Here is a 15,634-nt window from a genome sequence, read left to right as displayed (position 1 = left end):
TTCTGTAACGATTTTTTATATTAGAAAAACTATACTCATATGTATGAGAATATTGGAGAAGCAAATAGTATAAAAAATACTTAAAATTTGTAGTAAGGAAAGATATCATATGCAGAAATGGATAAGTATTTTGGGAATCATTTTTATATTGACTGGATGTAAAATGTCTGAAGCTCCAACAAGTTTAATGGGAGCTCCTGCAAATGAAAAGTGGATTAATGAATTAAAAGAGCAAATAGATAAAGATTTGCCTGTTAATTATCGGTTGCTTACTCCAATGTCTAATAAAGATAAACAGATGATTTGGTCAATGGATTTTAAACAAGATAATAAGAAAGAAGCAATCGTATTTTATAAAGTACCGAATGAAGATCGGAGTATATATTTAGCTATTTATGCGGAAAGCAGCAATGGCTGGAAACTAAAGTCCACTCATACATTTGAGGGTGGGAATATAGATATTGTTAAAGTCGGGGATTTTACAGGGAACGGGAAGCGAGAGTTATTAATTGGAATCTCTGTAAGTCGTGAATCTTTAGAACATGTAATGTATGTTTTTTCGGAAGAAAATGATGATATGAAGGAGATTTATAATCGGCAATATACGAAGTTATTTATAGAGGATTTAAATGAAAATGGCCTTAATGATATAAGCCTTGTTACTTATAAAAAAGATGAGCAATTGAAAGTCGAGTTCATTGAACAGTTTAAGACTATGTCTGAAGTTACATTTGATCCATATATAAATAGTATTCAACGAATACAAATGGGACGTATTTCTAACAAGTCAAAGGCAGTTGTAATTGATGCAGGAGTTGGGGCGCATTCAGGTATAACATATGTAGCAAAATTTGATAAGGATCATTATGAGGGGCTACCTATAGACGGGAAAGAAGATTTATTCAATGATTATGTTGTGGAAAGTAAAGACGTTAATGAAGACGGCATTATTGAATTTGTTCGTACTGTGCGTCCAAAAGGTTGGGAAGAGGTATCGTACGGAGAGAGCACGATGTTTGAGCGTTATATACATTGGAGTGAAGAGGGAATTAAACCGATAGAAGAAAGATATGTCAATATAGAGAAAGGTTATTTTGTTAAAATTCCTCCAGCACTAATTGGAAAAATAACTGTCCCAGTTCAGCAAGAAGCACCGGATGTTCAAAAATTTATAGATGCAACTACAAATGAAATATGGCTTGAAGTCCATATTTTTAAGCGGAAAGAATGGTTCAAAATAAAAGGATACGAGGCAGCAGTTAAAACGGCTTCTCATGTATATGCAGTACCGAAGCAATCAAAATTTGAAAAAATGAAAGCATATATAAAACCGCTAGCGGATTATCAACAAGAGTAGGGAGGAGGGAATTATGTCAACAATTTTAGTTTTAGAAGATGAAATACCAATCCGTAGCTTTATTGTCTTAAATTTGAAACGTGCTGGATTTTATGTATTAGAAGCTAGCACTGGAGAAGAAGCGTTACAGATGTTAAGTGAACATACTGTTGATGTAGCGTTACTTGATGTTATGTTACCGGGGATCGATGGTTTTCAAGTTTGTAAAACTATCCGGGAAGAAAATGAAAAAATGGGTATTATTATGTTAACCGCCCTTGTACAAGATGAAGATAAAGTACAAGGGCTAGGAATTGGTGCAGATGATTATATCGCAAAGCCGTTTAGTCCAGTAGAATTAACTGCACGAATACAATCTTTATTAAGAAGAATAGAAGTACATGAAGAAAAAACGAATACAATCACGTCTGGTCCGTTTTCGTTAAATATCATAGAAGAAAGATTATATAGAGGCGGACAATTAGTTGATTTAACCCCCACAGAGTACATGATATTACAGTATTTAATGAATCAGGCTTCGAAGCCGGTTTCGCGTGATGAAATTTTAAATATGATTTGGGGAACCAATTACGTAGGCGAGACGAAAGTCGTCGATGTAAATATGAGACGGTTACGGCAAAAGATAGAATGTAATCCGTCAGAACCAGAGTTTATCCATACTGTGTGGGGAAAAGGATATGTGTGGAAGGAAACTATAAGATGAGACGGAAAGTGACTTTATATTTTATGACGGTCATTACACTAATGCTTGTATTATTTGAAGTAGCATTTTCAGTTTCTATTTATCGATACTATTATAACGGCATTGTGCAGTATGTTGAATCTCATGCAAAGACAAGTACACGTTTTTTCTCGGAATACAACTCACTATATTTTATTCGTTTGCAAGAATATAGCGGAGAAATAATTGAGAGTTTCCAATTAGAAGGAACTGAATTACAATTGATTGATCGGCACGGTACAATTATACAATCGTCAAGTGGGCAAAAGGTTGAAGGTAAAGTGAGTATTCCTTATTCTTTACTAGAGGGGGAAATGTATCACCAAGTTATTACTACGAAAGATAATGTGAAACAATTAGAAGTATTAAGTCCACTCGTACATCAAGGGCAAACTATCGGTGTTTTAAAATATACGACTGTTTTAACACATGTAAATGCAAAAATTATTGAAATTATTATGTTCACTATTTCAGTTGGAATTTCCATTTCAGGTATCGTATTCTTAATCAGTAGACGATTGGCGAATTCGTTTGTGAAACCTATCGAATCTATTATTCATGCTTCTTCGCAAATTGCGGAAGGTACATTAAAGGAACAAATTAAAGAGGATTATCCTGGTGAATTAGGTGAGTTAGCGCATAGTTTAAATTATATGGCAGATAAAATAGAAAAGGCTGAGCAAATGAAAAATGAATTTATTGCCTCTATTTCTCATGAAATACGAACACCTTTAACAGGAATTAAAGGGTGGAGTGAGACATTAAAAACAGTAGATCATTTAACCGATGAAGAAATAAAGCAAGGTATGGGAATTATTTCAGGTGAAACAGACCGATTGATTCATTTAGTAGAAGAGTTACTAGATTTTTCAAGATTGCAGTCAAATCATTTTAATTTATATAAACAAAAAGTGCAATTGTACGATATACTAGAAGAGACGATTTGGCAATTGACTCCTAAATCAGAAGAGAAACAGATTCATCTAGTTGCTAATTTAGAACGAGTAGAACTAGTAGGAGATCGAAATAGACTAAAACAAGTTTTCCTAAATATTATTCATAATGCTATTAAATATTCAAATGAAAAAAGTACAGTTTACATTGAAGCGACCAAAAGTGAGGGACAAGCCGTGATTAAGGTGACAGATCAAGGTATTGGAATTGCTAAAGAGCATCTACCATTTATAGAGCAGTCATTTTATCAGATTAATAACCATATTGAAGGCGCAGGCATTGGATTGGCTATTGTAAAAAAAATGGTGGAGCTTCATGGTGGTACGCTTAGTATTACAAGTAGAGAAAGTGTAGGAACAACAATTATGATAAAACTCCCACTATAATTTATATAAAGTTTATATAGTGTAATAAAAATAAATAGATGTATAATTATATTGGGTGATTTATATATGAGATTAATAGGGAGAGGGATTCGATAGAATGGAAAAGGCTTTTAAAATTAAACGAGTTGCAGTTGTTTTAATAGCGATTGCGATAGTAGCTATTGGGTATTTCATGTTTCAATCTATTACTTCACCAGCAAAAGCTGTAGCGAAACAAGAAAATGTAGTGCAGCTTGCAAGTGAACAATCGAAAGTTGAAATGAATAAAACGGCACCAAGTCGTTTTAACGGAGTGGAAAGAAAAGTTGCTTATCTTACATTTGATGATGGGCCAGGAAAATATACGGCTGAATTATTAAATATGTTAAAACAGCATGATGCGAAGGCGACATTCTTTTTAATCGGAGCGAATGTAAAAGCGTTTCCTGATTTAGTAAAACGTGAAAATGCAGAGGGTCATTATGTTGGAATGCATAGTATGACACACAATTTTGCGAAGTTATATAAAAATGGCGAATATGTTAATGAAATGAAAGAAGATCAAAGCTTAATCGCAAATATTATAGGAAAATCACCTCAATTAACACGTCCACCATACGGGTCGATGCCTGGTTTAAATGAAGGCCTTCGAAATAAAGTAGTAGAGGGTGGTCTTAAAGTATGGGACTGGACAATTGATTCTTTAGACTGGAAATACAATAAAGTACCAGTCGATGCAGCGGCAGCGCAAATCGCTCAAAATGTATTAGCTGGTGCGACAAAACCGCAAGAAGTCATTTTAATGCATGACATTCACCCGCAATCAGTTGCTGCTGTGCCAGCAATTTTAAAGGGTCTAAAAGAAAAAGGTTATGAATTTGAAGCATATCATGAAGAGAGTCACTTCCCCGTGAATTTCTGGCACGATAACCGTATGTAATTGGAGGAATTGAAGTTGAAGTATGGAAAAGTAGCAGTAGTTGGAGCATTATCAGTAGGATTATTATCAGGTTGTTTCGGTGAAAAACCAGAAGAAAATTTATATACGGCTTTTGAAACAGCAGCGACACAAGAAAAATCGTTAGCTGATGATACGAAAAAGTTAGAGCAATTAGAAAAGCAAGGGCAAGAACTTTATTCTCAAATTTTACAAGAAGGTAAAGAGCATAATGAAGCAGTCACGAAGAAGATAGAGGAAGCTACTGCAAATGTAGACGAGCGTGAAAAAGTATTGAAAAACGAGAAGGAACAGTTAGAAAAAGCGCAGAAAGAAACGAAATCTGTTCAAAGTAATATTGAAAAACTCGAAGATAAGAAATTACAAAAACAAGCAAAAACAGTAGAAGAATCGTATAAAAATCGTTATGATGCCTTCCAAAAGATGAATGAGAATTACACGAAGGCGTTAGCGACTGAAAAAGAACTGTATGAAAAATTAAAAGTAAAAGAAACGAAGTTAAAAGAAATTGGTGAAAAAGTTAAAGCTGTTAATGAGTTAAATGTGGAAGCGCAAAAGGCGAAAGAACAATTTAACAATTATACAAAAGAGTATAATGATAATAAATTAGCATTTTATAAAGATGCACAAATTAAAATTAAAGAACAAAAATAAAGAAGTATCTTAATCACGATAAAAAATCTATAGAAAAAGCCGAAAAAACATTATAATAAAAAATGTTTTTTCGGCTTTTGTCGTTAAATGAATAGAAAAGACTGGAATTGATATCATAAAAGAGTTATAGTGAAATATTCGAAGGGAAACATTGTAAAGTAAGGAGAATGAATTATGTCATATGAATTTTTATTCAAATTAGGTTTAGCACTCTTTTTAGGATTATTCATCGGAATAGATAGGCAGCTAAAGAATAAACCGCTTGGTGTGAAGACAAGTATGGTTATTTCCGTAGCGAGTTGTTTAATTACAATGGTTTCAATTGAATCAGTGAATGTTTATTCTGTACCGGGTCATACAAACATGGATCCAATGCGTCTCGCTGCTCAAATTGTTAGTGGGATTGGTTTTCTTGGAGCAGGGGTCATTTTACGAAGAAATAATGACGTTATTTCAGGATTAACGACAGCTTCTATGGTATGGGCCGCTTCAGCACTAGGTATTGCGATTGGTGCAGGGTTTTATATACAAGCGACGGTTGCCATGATTTTAATTATATTAGCGATTAATGTACTTCCTCAAATTGTGAAAATTGCAGGACCGTATTCATTGAGACAAAAGGACTTGTCGATAAAAATTACCGTAAACAAACATCGAGAGTTAGACGGGATTTTTAAGCAAATTAAAAATTTAAATATGCAAGTGAAACGAGTGAAAATTAAAGATATTGATAATGGGGCATCTCAGCAATTGGAAATGGTCATTTTAGCTCCAGAAGATTTATATACAACTGAATTATATAGTTCTTTAAAAGAAATCGATCATGTTGTTTCAGTAGAAGTTGAAAGTAGATAAAAAGAGTGATGAAAATTCACTCTTTTTTTAATGCATACAAAACATTTTGCTATAATTATTTTCTAAGGGGGATGAGTATGGTGGAGATACATATTAGAAAGGCAATGAAAGCTGATATTGCGGCAATAGCGAAAGTGCATGTGGAAAGCTGGAAAACGACGTATACTGGGATATTCGCTAACGAAATTTTAGAAAATTTAACATTTGAACAAAGAAAAAAGCAATGGGAAAACATTTTTCAAAAAGAAGACAATCTGCAATATAGATTTGTAGCAGAGACGTTAACTGGGGAAATTATCGGATTTATCGATGGGGGAGTTGAAAGAACAGGTACATATAATTGTGATGGGGAATTATATGCAATATACATTTTACAAAAATATCAAGGAATGAAGATAGGACAAAGATTATTTCAAGCATTGCTATCGGAATGTAAAAAAGATAATATGCAATCTCTGTTAGTTTGGGTGGTTGCTAATAATCCTTCTAAAAAGTTTTATGAAAAATATAATCCGGAAAAAATTGACACGAAAATTTTAGAAAGACTAAATGTAGAAGAAATAGCATATGCTTGGCGAGATAGGGATTGTTTATACAAATCACTATCAATTTAGAACACGATAATATTATTATGTAAACTTAATCTACAAGAATGAAAAAATACATCAATTATTATATTGGTGTATTTTTTGTTGACGGATTAAATGTTTTGAAAAGGTGAAAAGTTTAGCTAGATAAAAAAATTCTGAAATATATCTTGAAATGATTATCATTATCAATTAGAATCATAGTTGATAATAAAATTAAACTGTCATAAGTTTTACAAAAAAATGATAGTGTTCGTCTAAAAGAGGAGGAGCAGTATGCAGCATGCGAAACAAATCGCGGAACATGCAACAATACAAAGCTTTTTAAATTGTTATTTAAGAGAAACAGGAAGTGGAGAATGGATTACGGAGGATAAAAGGGTAGAAAATATTTTCTGCCATTCATTTCAAAGAGACGCTATCCCCACTTATTTATGCTGTCGGTTATCGGCACAAAACGTTACTTTGTATGGGGAAGTGATATATAAATCGTCAACGGACCGTCATCTATTTGGAGAACAATTTTATTACCAAATTGGCGAAAATAAAAATGTTATTAAAGCAGATTATATTACGGTTATTATGTTTTTAATAAAGGAAATGTCTATTAACTATGGAGATGGCACGAATCCTGATGAACTTATGCTTCGAGTTATTCATAGTTGTCAAAATATTGAGAAGTTTATACAAGGAAGGGAGCAAGATACATCTGAATTATATGGTTTCCATACAACTTTTATAGAGGCGGAGCAATCTTTATTATTTGGACATTTAACTCATCCTACACCAAAGAGTAGACAAGGCATATTGGATTGGAAAAGTTCAATGTATTCTCCTGAATTAAAAGGGGAGTGCCAACTTCACTATTTTCGGGCACATAAAAGTATAGTAAGTGAAAAATCATTGTTACAAGATTCCACAACGGCGATGATAAAAAAGGAATTAAAGAACGATGAAAAGGTAGGTCAAGAATTTATTGAAAAGTACTGTCAAGAAGATGAATATTCATTAATTCCAATCCATCCACTACAAGCAGAATGGCTATTACATCAATCTTATGTGCAAAATTGGATGAATCAAGGTGTACTTGAATATATTGGTCCAGTAGGTAAGTGTTATATGGCGACATCATCACTTAGGACGTTATATCATCCTCATTCCAAGTACATGCTTAAATTTTCATTCCCTGTAAAGGTCACGAATTCAATGCGTATTAATAAATTGAAGGAACTTGAGAGTGGACTTGAAGGGAAGGAAATATTGAATACTAAAATTGGAGAGGTGTTAGAAAAGTTTCCAGGATTTGATTTTATATGTGATCCGGCCTTTATTACTTTAAAATACGGGGCACAAGAGTCTGGATTTGAAGTGATTATACGAGAAAATACATTTTATAGTGAAAATGAAAATGATGCAACGCTTATCGCTGGATTAGTACAAGATGCAATTCCAGGTGAAAGAACTCGTTTAGCGAATATTATCCACCGCTTAGCAGATTTAGAAGGTAGAAGCTGTGAAGAAGTAAGTTTAGATTGGTTTAGACGATATATGAATATCTCTTTAAAGCCGATGGTATGGATGTATTTACGTTATGGCGTTGCATTAGAAGCGCATCAACAAAATAGTGTTGTTCAATTGAAAGATGGTTATCCAGTTAAGTTTTACTTCCGTGATAATCAAGGTTTTTATTTCTGCAATTCAATGAAGTCAGTGCTAGATAATGAACTAGCGGGTATTGGCGAACGTACTGGGAATTTATATGACGATTACATTGTAGATGAAAGATTTCGTTACTATTTAATTTTCAATCATATGTTTGGACTAATTAACGGTTTTGGTACAGCAGGATTAATAAAGGAGGAAACTCTTCTTTCAGAATTAAGGTCTGTACTTGAATCGTTCCTTCCATATAACCGTGAACCTTCTACATTTTTAAGTGAATTGTTGGAAGAAAATAAATTGGCATGTAAAGCAAATTTGCTAACGAGATTTTTCGATGTTGATGAACTGACAAATCCTTTAGAGCAAGCAATTTATGTACAAGTAGATAATCCACTCGTTAGAGAAGTGGCTGTTCGTTCATAAGTAGTGCTAAAATTTCACGTAATACAAATAATGGAATTCGATATTCCGTATTATAGCGGGGGGATTTATGAAAGAAGAAGTTTATCAAGCAAAAATATTGAAGGCACTCCAATCAAAAGAGTACATTTCAGTAAGAAGAAGAGTATTCCGGCAATTAGTAGAATCGTTAATTTATGAAGAAATCATTACGCCGATGCGTATACAAAAGGGAGAGCAAATACTTTTTATTATACAAGGTCTTGATGAAAAGAATCAAAATGTAACGTACCAATGCTATGGACAAGAACGTATGACATTTGGGCGTATTTGTTTACATGACTCATTAATAATGAGAGTTCAAGATGAGGAAGAAGAAATACAATCAGTTTCACAATTTTTACAGGAGATTTTTCGAATTGTTCAAGTTGATCGAACGAAATTGGATTCTTTTATTCAAGAATTAGAACAAACAATCTTTAAAGATACGATTGCACAATATGAGAGAAGTTGTGAAGAAGACTATCTTGCGAAATCTTATGATGAGCTTGAAAGTCATTTAATAGATGGACACCCGTATCATCCTAGTTATAAAGCACGCATCGGGTTTCAATATCGTGATAATTTTCAATATGGATTTGAATTTATGCAACCAATGAAAATTATATGGATTGCAGTTCATGAGAAATATACGACTGTAGGATATGAAAGTGAAGAGAGTTATAACTGTACCTTTAAAGAAGAAATTGGTGAAAAGAAAATCGAAGAGTATATGGATCGTATTCGAAAAATGGACTGTGATTCGAAGAAGTATATGTTTATACCTGTTCATCCTTGGCAGTGGGAGAACTTTATTATTCCGAATTATACTGACCATATACAGGATAAATATATTATTTATTTAGGGAAATCAGAAGATGATTATTGCGCGCAGCAGTCGATGCGGACATTAAGAAATGTTACGAACCGAGCGAAACCATATGTAAAGTTATCAATGAATTTACTCAATACTTCAACTATCCGTACATTAAAACCGCATTCGGTTGTGAGTGCACCTGCTATATCGAATTGGTTAAAAGATATAGTAGATCATGATCCTTATTTAAGGGATGAATCGCGCTTAATTTTGTTAAATGAATTTTCGAGTGTTACGTACGATGTGAATAAAAAAGCTACATATGGCTCATTAGGATGTATTTGGCGTGAAAGCGTTCATAAATATTTAGATAAGAAAGAAGAGGCAATCCCATTTAACGGTTTATATGCCAGGGGAAAAGATGGGACACCAATTATTGATTTGTGGTTAAAGAGATATGGAGTAGAAAGCTGGTTAAGATTGCTTATTCGAAAGGCAATTATCCCAGTTGTACACCTCGTTGTAGAGCATGGAATCGCATTAGAATCACATGGACAAAACATGATTTTAGTTCATGAAGAAGGACAACCAGTCCGTATTGCACTAAAAGATTTTCATGAAGGACTGGAGTTTTATCGTCCGTTTTTGAAAGAAATCGAAAAAAGTCCTGACTTTACTAAAATGCATAAAACATATACGAATGGTCAAATAAATGATTTCTTTGAAATGGACCGTATTGAATGTTTACAAGAAATGGTTTTAGATGCGCTTTTCCTGTTCAATCTAGGTGAACTGGCTTTCGTGCTGGCAGATGAGTATCAATTGCAAGAGGAACAATTTTGGATCATTCTTGTTGAAGAAATAGAAGATCATTTTGAAAGATTTTCACATTTGAAAGAACGTTTTGAAGCATTACAATTATATGCACCTACATTTCATGCAGAGCAATTAACGAAGCGACGCTTATATATGGATGTGGAATCGCTTGTTCATGAAGTTCCAAATCCGTTGTATAGAGCAAGGCAACTTACAATACAAAAATCAGTTGTTACAGGGGGAAATCATGCTAATCGTTAATAAACAAGAATTTAGCAAAAATGATTTTGAATTGAGATTACAAGGTTACGAGGGAGTGGAACAATTTCAAGAAGCAGAAGGAAATAGATTTGCACTTTGTCTGAAAGATCCATTCGATATTATTACGCTTGTGTTTTTCCTAAAAGAAAAAAGAGCATCTGTACTACTTATTCATGAAGATACACCGAAGGATACAGCTATTGAAATGGCAAAGCGCGCAAAGTGTACTGCACTTTTATACGGAGAAAGTAACGACTTTACAAAATTAGAAGTTCCAAATCTATTACAAGAAGAACCGTCTTTATTACAATATAGTTCAGGCACAACAGGAGAGCCAAAACTAATTCGTAGAGCATGGACGGAAATTGAAACAGAAATTGCTGCTTATAATGAAGCTTTAAAATGTGAAGAAGACGAAGTACCAATTGTAATGGCTCCAGTTTCACATTCATACGGATTAATTTGTGGCACGTTATCAGCAATTACGAGAGGTAGTAAGCCTATAATCATTACAAATAAAAACCCTAAATTCGCATTAAATATAGTTCGTAATACCGAAAAACATATCATATATGCAGTACCACTTATGCTACATATTATGGGGAGTTTTCCACAAGGAACTCTTCAGTTTCATAAAATTATGACATCAGGATCACCTTTGCCAGAAACGCTATTTTATAAGTTAAAGGGCATGACGAAATACATGATGCAGCAGTACGGCTGTTCTGAAGCTGGTTGCATTAGTATATGTCATGATATGAAGACACATTTAGACTTAGGGAAGCCACTTTCTCATGTAAGTATTAACATAGGTTCAAATGAAGATGAACCTGAAGAAATCGTAGTGAAAATTGCTGGAAATGATATTTATACAAAAGATTTAGGGTATAAATCTGAGCAAGGCCTTCATTTCATGGGGCGAATAGATGATGTTATTAATGTGTCCGGTCTAAAGGTATTTCCTATAGAAGTGGAAGAAACGATGCTTCGATTAGAAGGTATTCAGGAGGCGATTGTATACCGCGGTAAGCATCCTGTGATGGGGGAAATTGTAAAAGCCAAAGTAGTCTCTCATATTGAACCAGTACAAATAAGAGAATGGTGCATACAGCATTTACCGTCTTATAAAGTACCGCATGAAATTGAAAGTGTAGCAGAGATTCCGAAAAACAAAACAGGGAAAGTAAGTCGTAAGTTATTAGAGATGGGAGAGATAACAACATGAGTCGTGAAATGTTAAAAGAAGCAGTTTTAAGCATTATGAGAGAAAAAATGGAACTGAAAAATGTAACGCATTTAGAAGAAACGATGCGTTTAAATCAAGATTTATATATAGATTCGGTAATGATGTTACAGCTTATAGTATACATAGAAATGGATTTAAAGCTATGCGTTCCAGAGGATGAGATAGACCCAAAGGCGTTTCTTACTGTAGGGTCTTTGCTTGACTTTATGGAAGAGTTGCAGCCGTTACACGAAGTAAATGTGAATAACTAACCTTTTAGGAAAGTGGATGAGAGTATGACTTCAATTAAAGTTCACTGTTTAGTGAGTTGTTTTTGTGAAATTATAAAAAGGCGTAGCGATATAGATTTCCGTCCATTTTATTTCGGATTATGGGATGGAGATTTTGATATAACAGAAGGCGGGATTATTTCTTATCATTCCGAAAACATTAACCATGATAACTACTTACGCTGGTATGAAAAATTGTATGGTATTAAAGTGAACGAATGGTACGATCATTCAAAAGATAAAAGTAGCAATGTAGAAACATTTTTAGAATTAGTAGAAAATAAGCCGGAAAATCGTTACGTAATTGTAATGGTTGATATGTCTTTATTGCCTGAGAGAGAAAATAAGTTTCATCAAAAACCGTTTCCGCATTACTTAATGATATCGAAGACAGAGAAAGAAGATGAATGGTTCATGCTTGATCCTGATTTTCGCTGGGAAGGGAATATGGAAAGAGAAAAAGTGCTCCATTCTGTTAAAGATAACCCATTTGGTGGAGGCTATTTCATTGATATAGAAGGAATTCAGGAGCCAACACAAGAGATGGTAGAAAGTTATTTCATGGAAACATTCAAAAAGGATGATAATGAATTAACTATGGAATTAAAAAATTTAATAATAAAAATGGTAAATGAAGAGGGTGGGTATTCACTTTCTGGGCTCGTAACGGCAGTAAAGCAAATACCCGTATTGGCAATACGGAAATATAGCTATGAACATGCCTTTGCATACTTCCGTGAAACTTTACAATATTCGGAGCAAGAATTTGATTATTGGTGTGATCGAGTGGAGGACATTGTACAAGGATTTACAAATGTACAGTACCGCGCAATCAAAATGGCAATGACAAAAAATAAAGATATGTTATTACCAATTGTTGAGAAGCTTGATGAAATGAATACAATTGAACTGCAAATTAAGGATGAATTAGAGAGACAGTTTCTGTCATGGAAAGAAATGATAACAAATCAGTCTGTCTTAACTAATACAAGTTCATTGAATTTAAGATAAGGGAGTTCAAACCAATGAAATATTCGCTATGTACAATTTCATTTCGCCATCAACTAATTTCATTTACTGATATTGTTCAATTTGCATACGAAAACGGTTTTGAAGGAATTGAGTTGTGGGGGACCCATGCACAAAATTTATATATGCAAGAGCGTGAAACGACAGAACGAGAAATAGATTATTTAAAGGATAAAAATTTAGAGGTCACGATGATAAGTGATTACTTGGACATATCATTATTAGCAGATTTTCAAAAAACGATGGAAAAATGTGAACAGCTGGTAACACTAGCTAATTGGTTTAATACAAATAAAATTCGTACGTTTGCCGGGCAAAAAGGTAGTGAGGATTTCTCAGAACAAGAGAGAAAAGAGTATGTGAAGCGAATTCGCATGATTTGTGATCTATTTGCTCAGCATAATATGTATATACTATTAGAAACACATCCAAATACGTTAACGGATACTTTGTCGTCTACTGTGAAATTGTTAGAAGAAGTAAATCATCCATATTTAAAAATAAACCTAGATTTTCTTCATATTTGGGAGTCTGGTGCAGACCCTATAGATAGTTTCCAGCGACTAAAGCCGTGGATACAACATTACCATTTTAAGAATATATCATCAGCGGAGTATTTACACGTGTTTGAACCAAATAATGTATATGCGGCTGCTGGAAGTCGTATAGGAATGGTTCCATTATTTGAAGGTATCGTAAATTATGATGAAATCATCCGGGAAGTGAGAGATACTGATCATTTTGCTTCGCTTGAATGGTTTGGGCATAATGCGAAAGATATATTGAAAGAAGAAATGAGAGCATTAACAAATAGAAAATTAGAAGTAGTAACCTCATAAGATGAAATGATGTAAGAGTCTCGTTTAAGAGACTCTTTTTTTACGGAATAAATAACCAAAAATTACCATGTATTTAATTTCGGATTTGGTACAATTTAATATATATAAGGAGGTGATCGGTAATGGCTAGAAATCGTAACGCTAATCAATTAGCATCACATGGAGCACAAGCAGCTCTAGATCAAATGAAATATGAAATTGCACAAGAGTTTGGTGTACAGCTTGGGGCTGATACTTCTTCACGTGCAAACGGTTCTGTAGGCGGTGAAATTACAAAGCGCCTTGTAGCGATGGCAGAACAACAGCTTGGTGGCGGATATTCTCGCTAAATGTAGAAGGTTATAGGAGAAAGGAAGGATTCTTCCTTTCTTTTTTATTTTCAATTAATTGGTATGGATATATTGTGAACAGGATTCAAAGAATAGGAGTAATGCTATATTTTACCCAATTTCTTTTGTTGTAAATGGAAAGTAGTAAAGATGAAATAGCCCTGGTGGAATGTAAACATAATTTCCAGCAGGGCTATTACATGGTAAGAAATATATGATGAAAGGTTCCGAAATCAACATGTTAAAAAAAGAAAACTGTTGTTTAATTGCACTTGCATCAGTTCCACTTGTTATGACGTTAGGTAATTCAATGCTTATTCCAATCCTGCCAACCATTGAAAAGAAATTACATATTTCATCTTTCCAGGTATCCATGATTATTACAATTTATTCTATCATTGCAATTATACTTATACCGATTGCTGGTTATTTATCAGATAGATGGGGACGAAAGATGGTAATGGTTCCAAGTTTATTAATTGCAGCTATTGGAGGAGCGATAACGGGCTGGGTATCATGGAAAATTGATAACCCTTACGTTTGGATTCTTATCGGAAGAGCAATTCAAGGGATAGGTGCTGCTGGTGCTATGCCAGTTGTCATACCATGTGTAGGTGATTTATACAAAGATGAAAAACAGGTTAGTGCAGGTTTAGGAATCATTGAGACGTCAAATACATTTGGAAAAGTATTGAGTCCTATATTAGGATCAGCTCTTGCAGCTATTGTATGGTTCTTACCATTTTGGGCGATTCCAGTTTTATGTGTAATATCGATTGTTTTATTACTGGTACTAGTAAAGGCGAAGAAACAAGAAGAAGAAGAAGTTCCACCACTTAAAGAATTTATTCAATCTATTATCTCTACGTTTCGAGAAAAGGGAAGATGGTTAATTGCCATTTTTATACTAGGTGCAATTATTATGCTTATTTTATTCGGAATACTTTTTTATCTGTCAACTATACTGGAGTCGAAGTACGATATTCATGGTATATGGAAAGGGTGTGTACTCGCTATTCCTTTACTTGTACTATCACTTAGCTCATATATGGCTGGTAAAAAAATTGGAGATAAACAAGATATTATGAAAAAGTGTATCTATATTGGATTTTTACTGGCTGCTGCATCTGTATTCTTACCTTTATTTCTAAAAGGAATCTATTTACTACTTCTTTGTCTCGTTATTATGGGGGGAGGAATTGGTATGGCGTTACCGTGTCTAGATGCTCTTATTACACAAGGGATTGAAAAAGAGCAGAGGGGGACAGTTACGTCATTTTATAGTTCAATGCGATTTATCGGTGTAGCAGCTGGACCACCCCTGTATTCTTTTTTTATGAAAGGGTCGGACCATGAAGTGTTTTATTTAACAAGCATCTTCGCTGCTATTGGTGCTGTCATAGCAATTATTTGGATTAAACCAGCAAAAGATAAAATGATGTTAAAACAGAAACCGGAACCAACTTCATAATGCGAA

15 protein-coding genes are annotated in these 15,634 nt (G+C 33.9%); all 15 read left to right on the top strand.

All coding sequences use genetic code 11. The features are described 5' to 3' along the window. The first annotated feature begins 109 nt into the window (after positions 1 to 109). The 15 genes from MKX77_RS14590 (at position 110) to MKX77_RS14520 (ending at position 15,628) form a co-directional block, all read left to right on the top strand. Positions 110 to 1,357: a hypothetical protein gene (locus tag MKX77_RS14590; protein WP_341307037.1), complete on the top strand. Its 1,248-nt coding sequence runs from the start codon at positions 110 to 112 to the stop codon at positions 1,355 to 1,357. Between the two features lie 13 nt (positions 1,358 to 1,370). Further along, a complete protein-coding gene (locus MKX77_RS14585; protein ID WP_341307036.1) occupies positions 1,371 to 2,060 on the top strand; it encodes a response regulator transcription factor in 690 nt (229 codons plus the stop codon). Then, on the top strand, positions 2,057 to 3,418 hold the full coding sequence (locus MKX77_RS14580) for a sensor histidine kinase (protein ID WP_341307035.1): 1,362 nt from the start codon (positions 2,057 to 2,059) through the stop codon (positions 3,416 to 3,418). Before MKX77_RS14585 ends, MKX77_RS14580 begins: the two co-directional genes overlap by 4 nt. A gap of 97 nt (positions 3,419 to 3,515) precedes the next feature. Continuing rightward, a complete protein-coding gene (locus tag MKX77_RS14575) occupies positions 3,516 to 4,337 on the top strand; it encodes a peptidoglycan-N-acetylglucosamine deacetylase (protein WP_341307034.1) in 822 nt (273 codons plus the stop codon). Positions 4,338 to 4,352: 15 nt separating this feature from the next. Continuing rightward, complete coding sequence (locus MKX77_RS14570; RefSeq protein WP_341307033.1) at positions 4,353 to 5,009, top strand: YkyA family protein; 657 nt, start codon at positions 4,353 to 4,355, stop codon at positions 5,007 to 5,009. 174 nt (positions 5,010 to 5,183) lie between these two features. Next, positions 5,184 to 5,864 (top strand): MgtC/SapB family protein, encoded by a 681-nt coding sequence (locus MKX77_RS14565; RefSeq protein WP_002012374.1) that lies wholly within the window; start codon positions 5,184 to 5,186, stop codon positions 5,862 to 5,864. 77 nt (positions 5,865 to 5,941) lie between these two features. Further along, positions 5,942 to 6,478 carry a GNAT family N-acetyltransferase gene (locus MKX77_RS14560; RefSeq protein WP_341307032.1) on the top strand — a complete coding sequence of 179 codons (537 nt, stop codon included), beginning with the start codon at positions 5,942 to 5,944 and terminating at the stop codon, positions 6,476 to 6,478. Between the two features lie 249 nt (positions 6,479 to 6,727). Continuing rightward, a complete protein-coding gene (locus MKX77_RS14555) occupies positions 6,728 to 8,536 on the top strand; it encodes an IucA/IucC family protein (RefSeq protein WP_341307031.1) in 1,809 nt (602 codons plus the stop codon). A gap of 67 nt (positions 8,537 to 8,603) precedes the next feature. Beyond that, positions 8,604 to 10,445, top strand: coding sequence for an IucA/IucC family protein (locus MKX77_RS14550; protein ID WP_341307030.1), 1,842 nt, complete (start codon positions 8,604 to 8,606; stop codon positions 10,443 to 10,445). Beyond that, positions 10,432 to 11,670 (top strand): AMP-binding protein, encoded by a 1,239-nt coding sequence (locus tag MKX77_RS14545; protein WP_215556065.1) that lies wholly within the window; start codon positions 10,432 to 10,434, stop codon positions 11,668 to 11,670. The genes MKX77_RS14550 and MKX77_RS14545 overlap by 14 nt, the downstream gene beginning before the upstream one ends. Next, positions 11,667 to 11,942 (top strand): petrobactin biosynthesis protein AsbD, encoded by a 276-nt coding sequence (asbD, locus tag MKX77_RS14540; protein ID WP_002158241.1) that lies wholly within the window; start codon positions 11,667 to 11,669, stop codon positions 11,940 to 11,942. The genes MKX77_RS14545 and asbD overlap by 4 nt, the downstream gene beginning before the upstream one ends. A gap of 24 nt (positions 11,943 to 11,966) precedes the next feature. After that, on the top strand, positions 11,967 to 12,971 hold the full coding sequence (locus tag MKX77_RS14535; protein WP_341307029.1) for a DUF6005 family protein: 1,005 nt from the start codon (positions 11,967 to 11,969) through the stop codon (positions 12,969 to 12,971). Between the two features lie 14 nt (positions 12,972 to 12,985). Further along, on the top strand, positions 12,986 to 13,828 hold the full coding sequence (locus MKX77_RS14530; RefSeq protein WP_341307028.1) for a sugar phosphate isomerase/epimerase family protein: 843 nt from the start codon (positions 12,986 to 12,988) through the stop codon (positions 13,826 to 13,828). Positions 13,829 to 13,950: 122 nt separating this feature from the next. Further along, the gene (locus tag MKX77_RS14525) at positions 13,951 to 14,157 is read left to right on the top strand and encodes an alpha/beta-type small acid-soluble spore protein (protein WP_215556068.1); all 207 of its coding nucleotides are present in this window, start codon (positions 13,951 to 13,953) and stop codon (positions 14,155 to 14,157) included. Positions 14,158 to 14,374: 217 nt separating this feature from the next. Then, entirely contained in the window at positions 14,375 to 15,628 is a 1,254-nt protein-coding gene (locus MKX77_RS14520; protein ID WP_341307969.1) for an MFS transporter, read from the top strand. Positions 15,629 to 15,634 lie beyond the last annotated feature (6 nt).

Source organism: Bacillus sp. FSL R9-9410 (genome assembly GCF_038050385.1).
GTDB classification, from domain to species: domain Bacteria; phylum Bacillota; class Bacilli; order Bacillales; family Bacillaceae_G; genus Bacillus_A; species Bacillus_A cereus_U.
The sequence above is the reverse complement of the archived record's forward strand: the minus strand, read 5'-3'. Positions and strand labels throughout refer to the sequence as shown.

What these genes read in the sequence shown, in the direction of transcription:
- MKX77_RS14590 (WP_341307037.1), top strand. Translation starts at nt 110, where the DNA reads ATGCAGAAATGGATAAGTATTTTGGGAATCATTTTTATATTGACTGGA.
- MKX77_RS14585 (WP_341307036.1), top strand. Translation starts at nt 1,371, where the DNA reads ATGTCAACAATTTTAGTTTTAGAAGATGAAATACCAATCCGTAGCTTT.
- MKX77_RS14580 (WP_341307035.1), top strand. Translation starts at nt 2,057, where the DNA reads ATGAGACGGAAAGTGACTTTATATTTTATGACGGTCATTACACTAATG.
- MKX77_RS14575 (WP_341307034.1), top strand. Translation starts at nt 3,516, where the DNA reads ATGGAAAAGGCTTTTAAAATTAAACGAGTTGCAGTTGTTTTAATAGCG.
- MKX77_RS14565 (WP_002012374.1), top strand. Translation starts at nt 5,184, where the DNA reads ATGTCATATGAATTTTTATTCAAATTAGGTTTAGCACTCTTTTTAGGA.
- MKX77_RS14560 (WP_341307032.1), top strand. Translation starts at nt 5,942, where the DNA reads ATGGTGGAGATACATATTAGAAAGGCAATGAAAGCTGATATTGCGGCA.
- MKX77_RS14555 (WP_341307031.1), top strand. Translation starts at nt 6,728, where the DNA reads ATGCAGCATGCGAAACAAATCGCGGAACATGCAACAATACAAAGCTTT.
- MKX77_RS14550 (WP_341307030.1), top strand. Translation starts at nt 8,604, where the DNA reads ATGAAAGAAGAAGTTTATCAAGCAAAAATATTGAAGGCACTCCAATCA.
- MKX77_RS14545 (WP_215556065.1), top strand. Translation starts at nt 10,432, where the DNA reads ATGCTAATCGTTAATAAACAAGAATTTAGCAAAAATGATTTTGAATTG.
- asbD (WP_002158241.1), top strand. Translation starts at nt 11,667, where the DNA reads ATGAGTCGTGAAATGTTAAAAGAAGCAGTTTTAAGCATTATGAGAGAA.
- MKX77_RS14535 (WP_341307029.1), top strand. Translation starts at nt 11,967, where the DNA reads ATGACTTCAATTAAAGTTCACTGTTTAGTGAGTTGTTTTTGTGAAATT.
- MKX77_RS14530 (WP_341307028.1), top strand. Translation starts at nt 12,986, where the DNA reads ATGAAATATTCGCTATGTACAATTTCATTTCGCCATCAACTAATTTCA.
- MKX77_RS14525 (WP_215556068.1), top strand. Translation starts at nt 13,951, where the DNA reads ATGGCTAGAAATCGTAACGCTAATCAATTAGCATCACATGGAGCACAA.
- MKX77_RS14520 (WP_341307969.1), top strand. Translation starts at nt 14,375, where the DNA reads ATGAAAGGTTCCGAAATCAACATGTTAAAAAAAGAAAACTGTTGTTTA.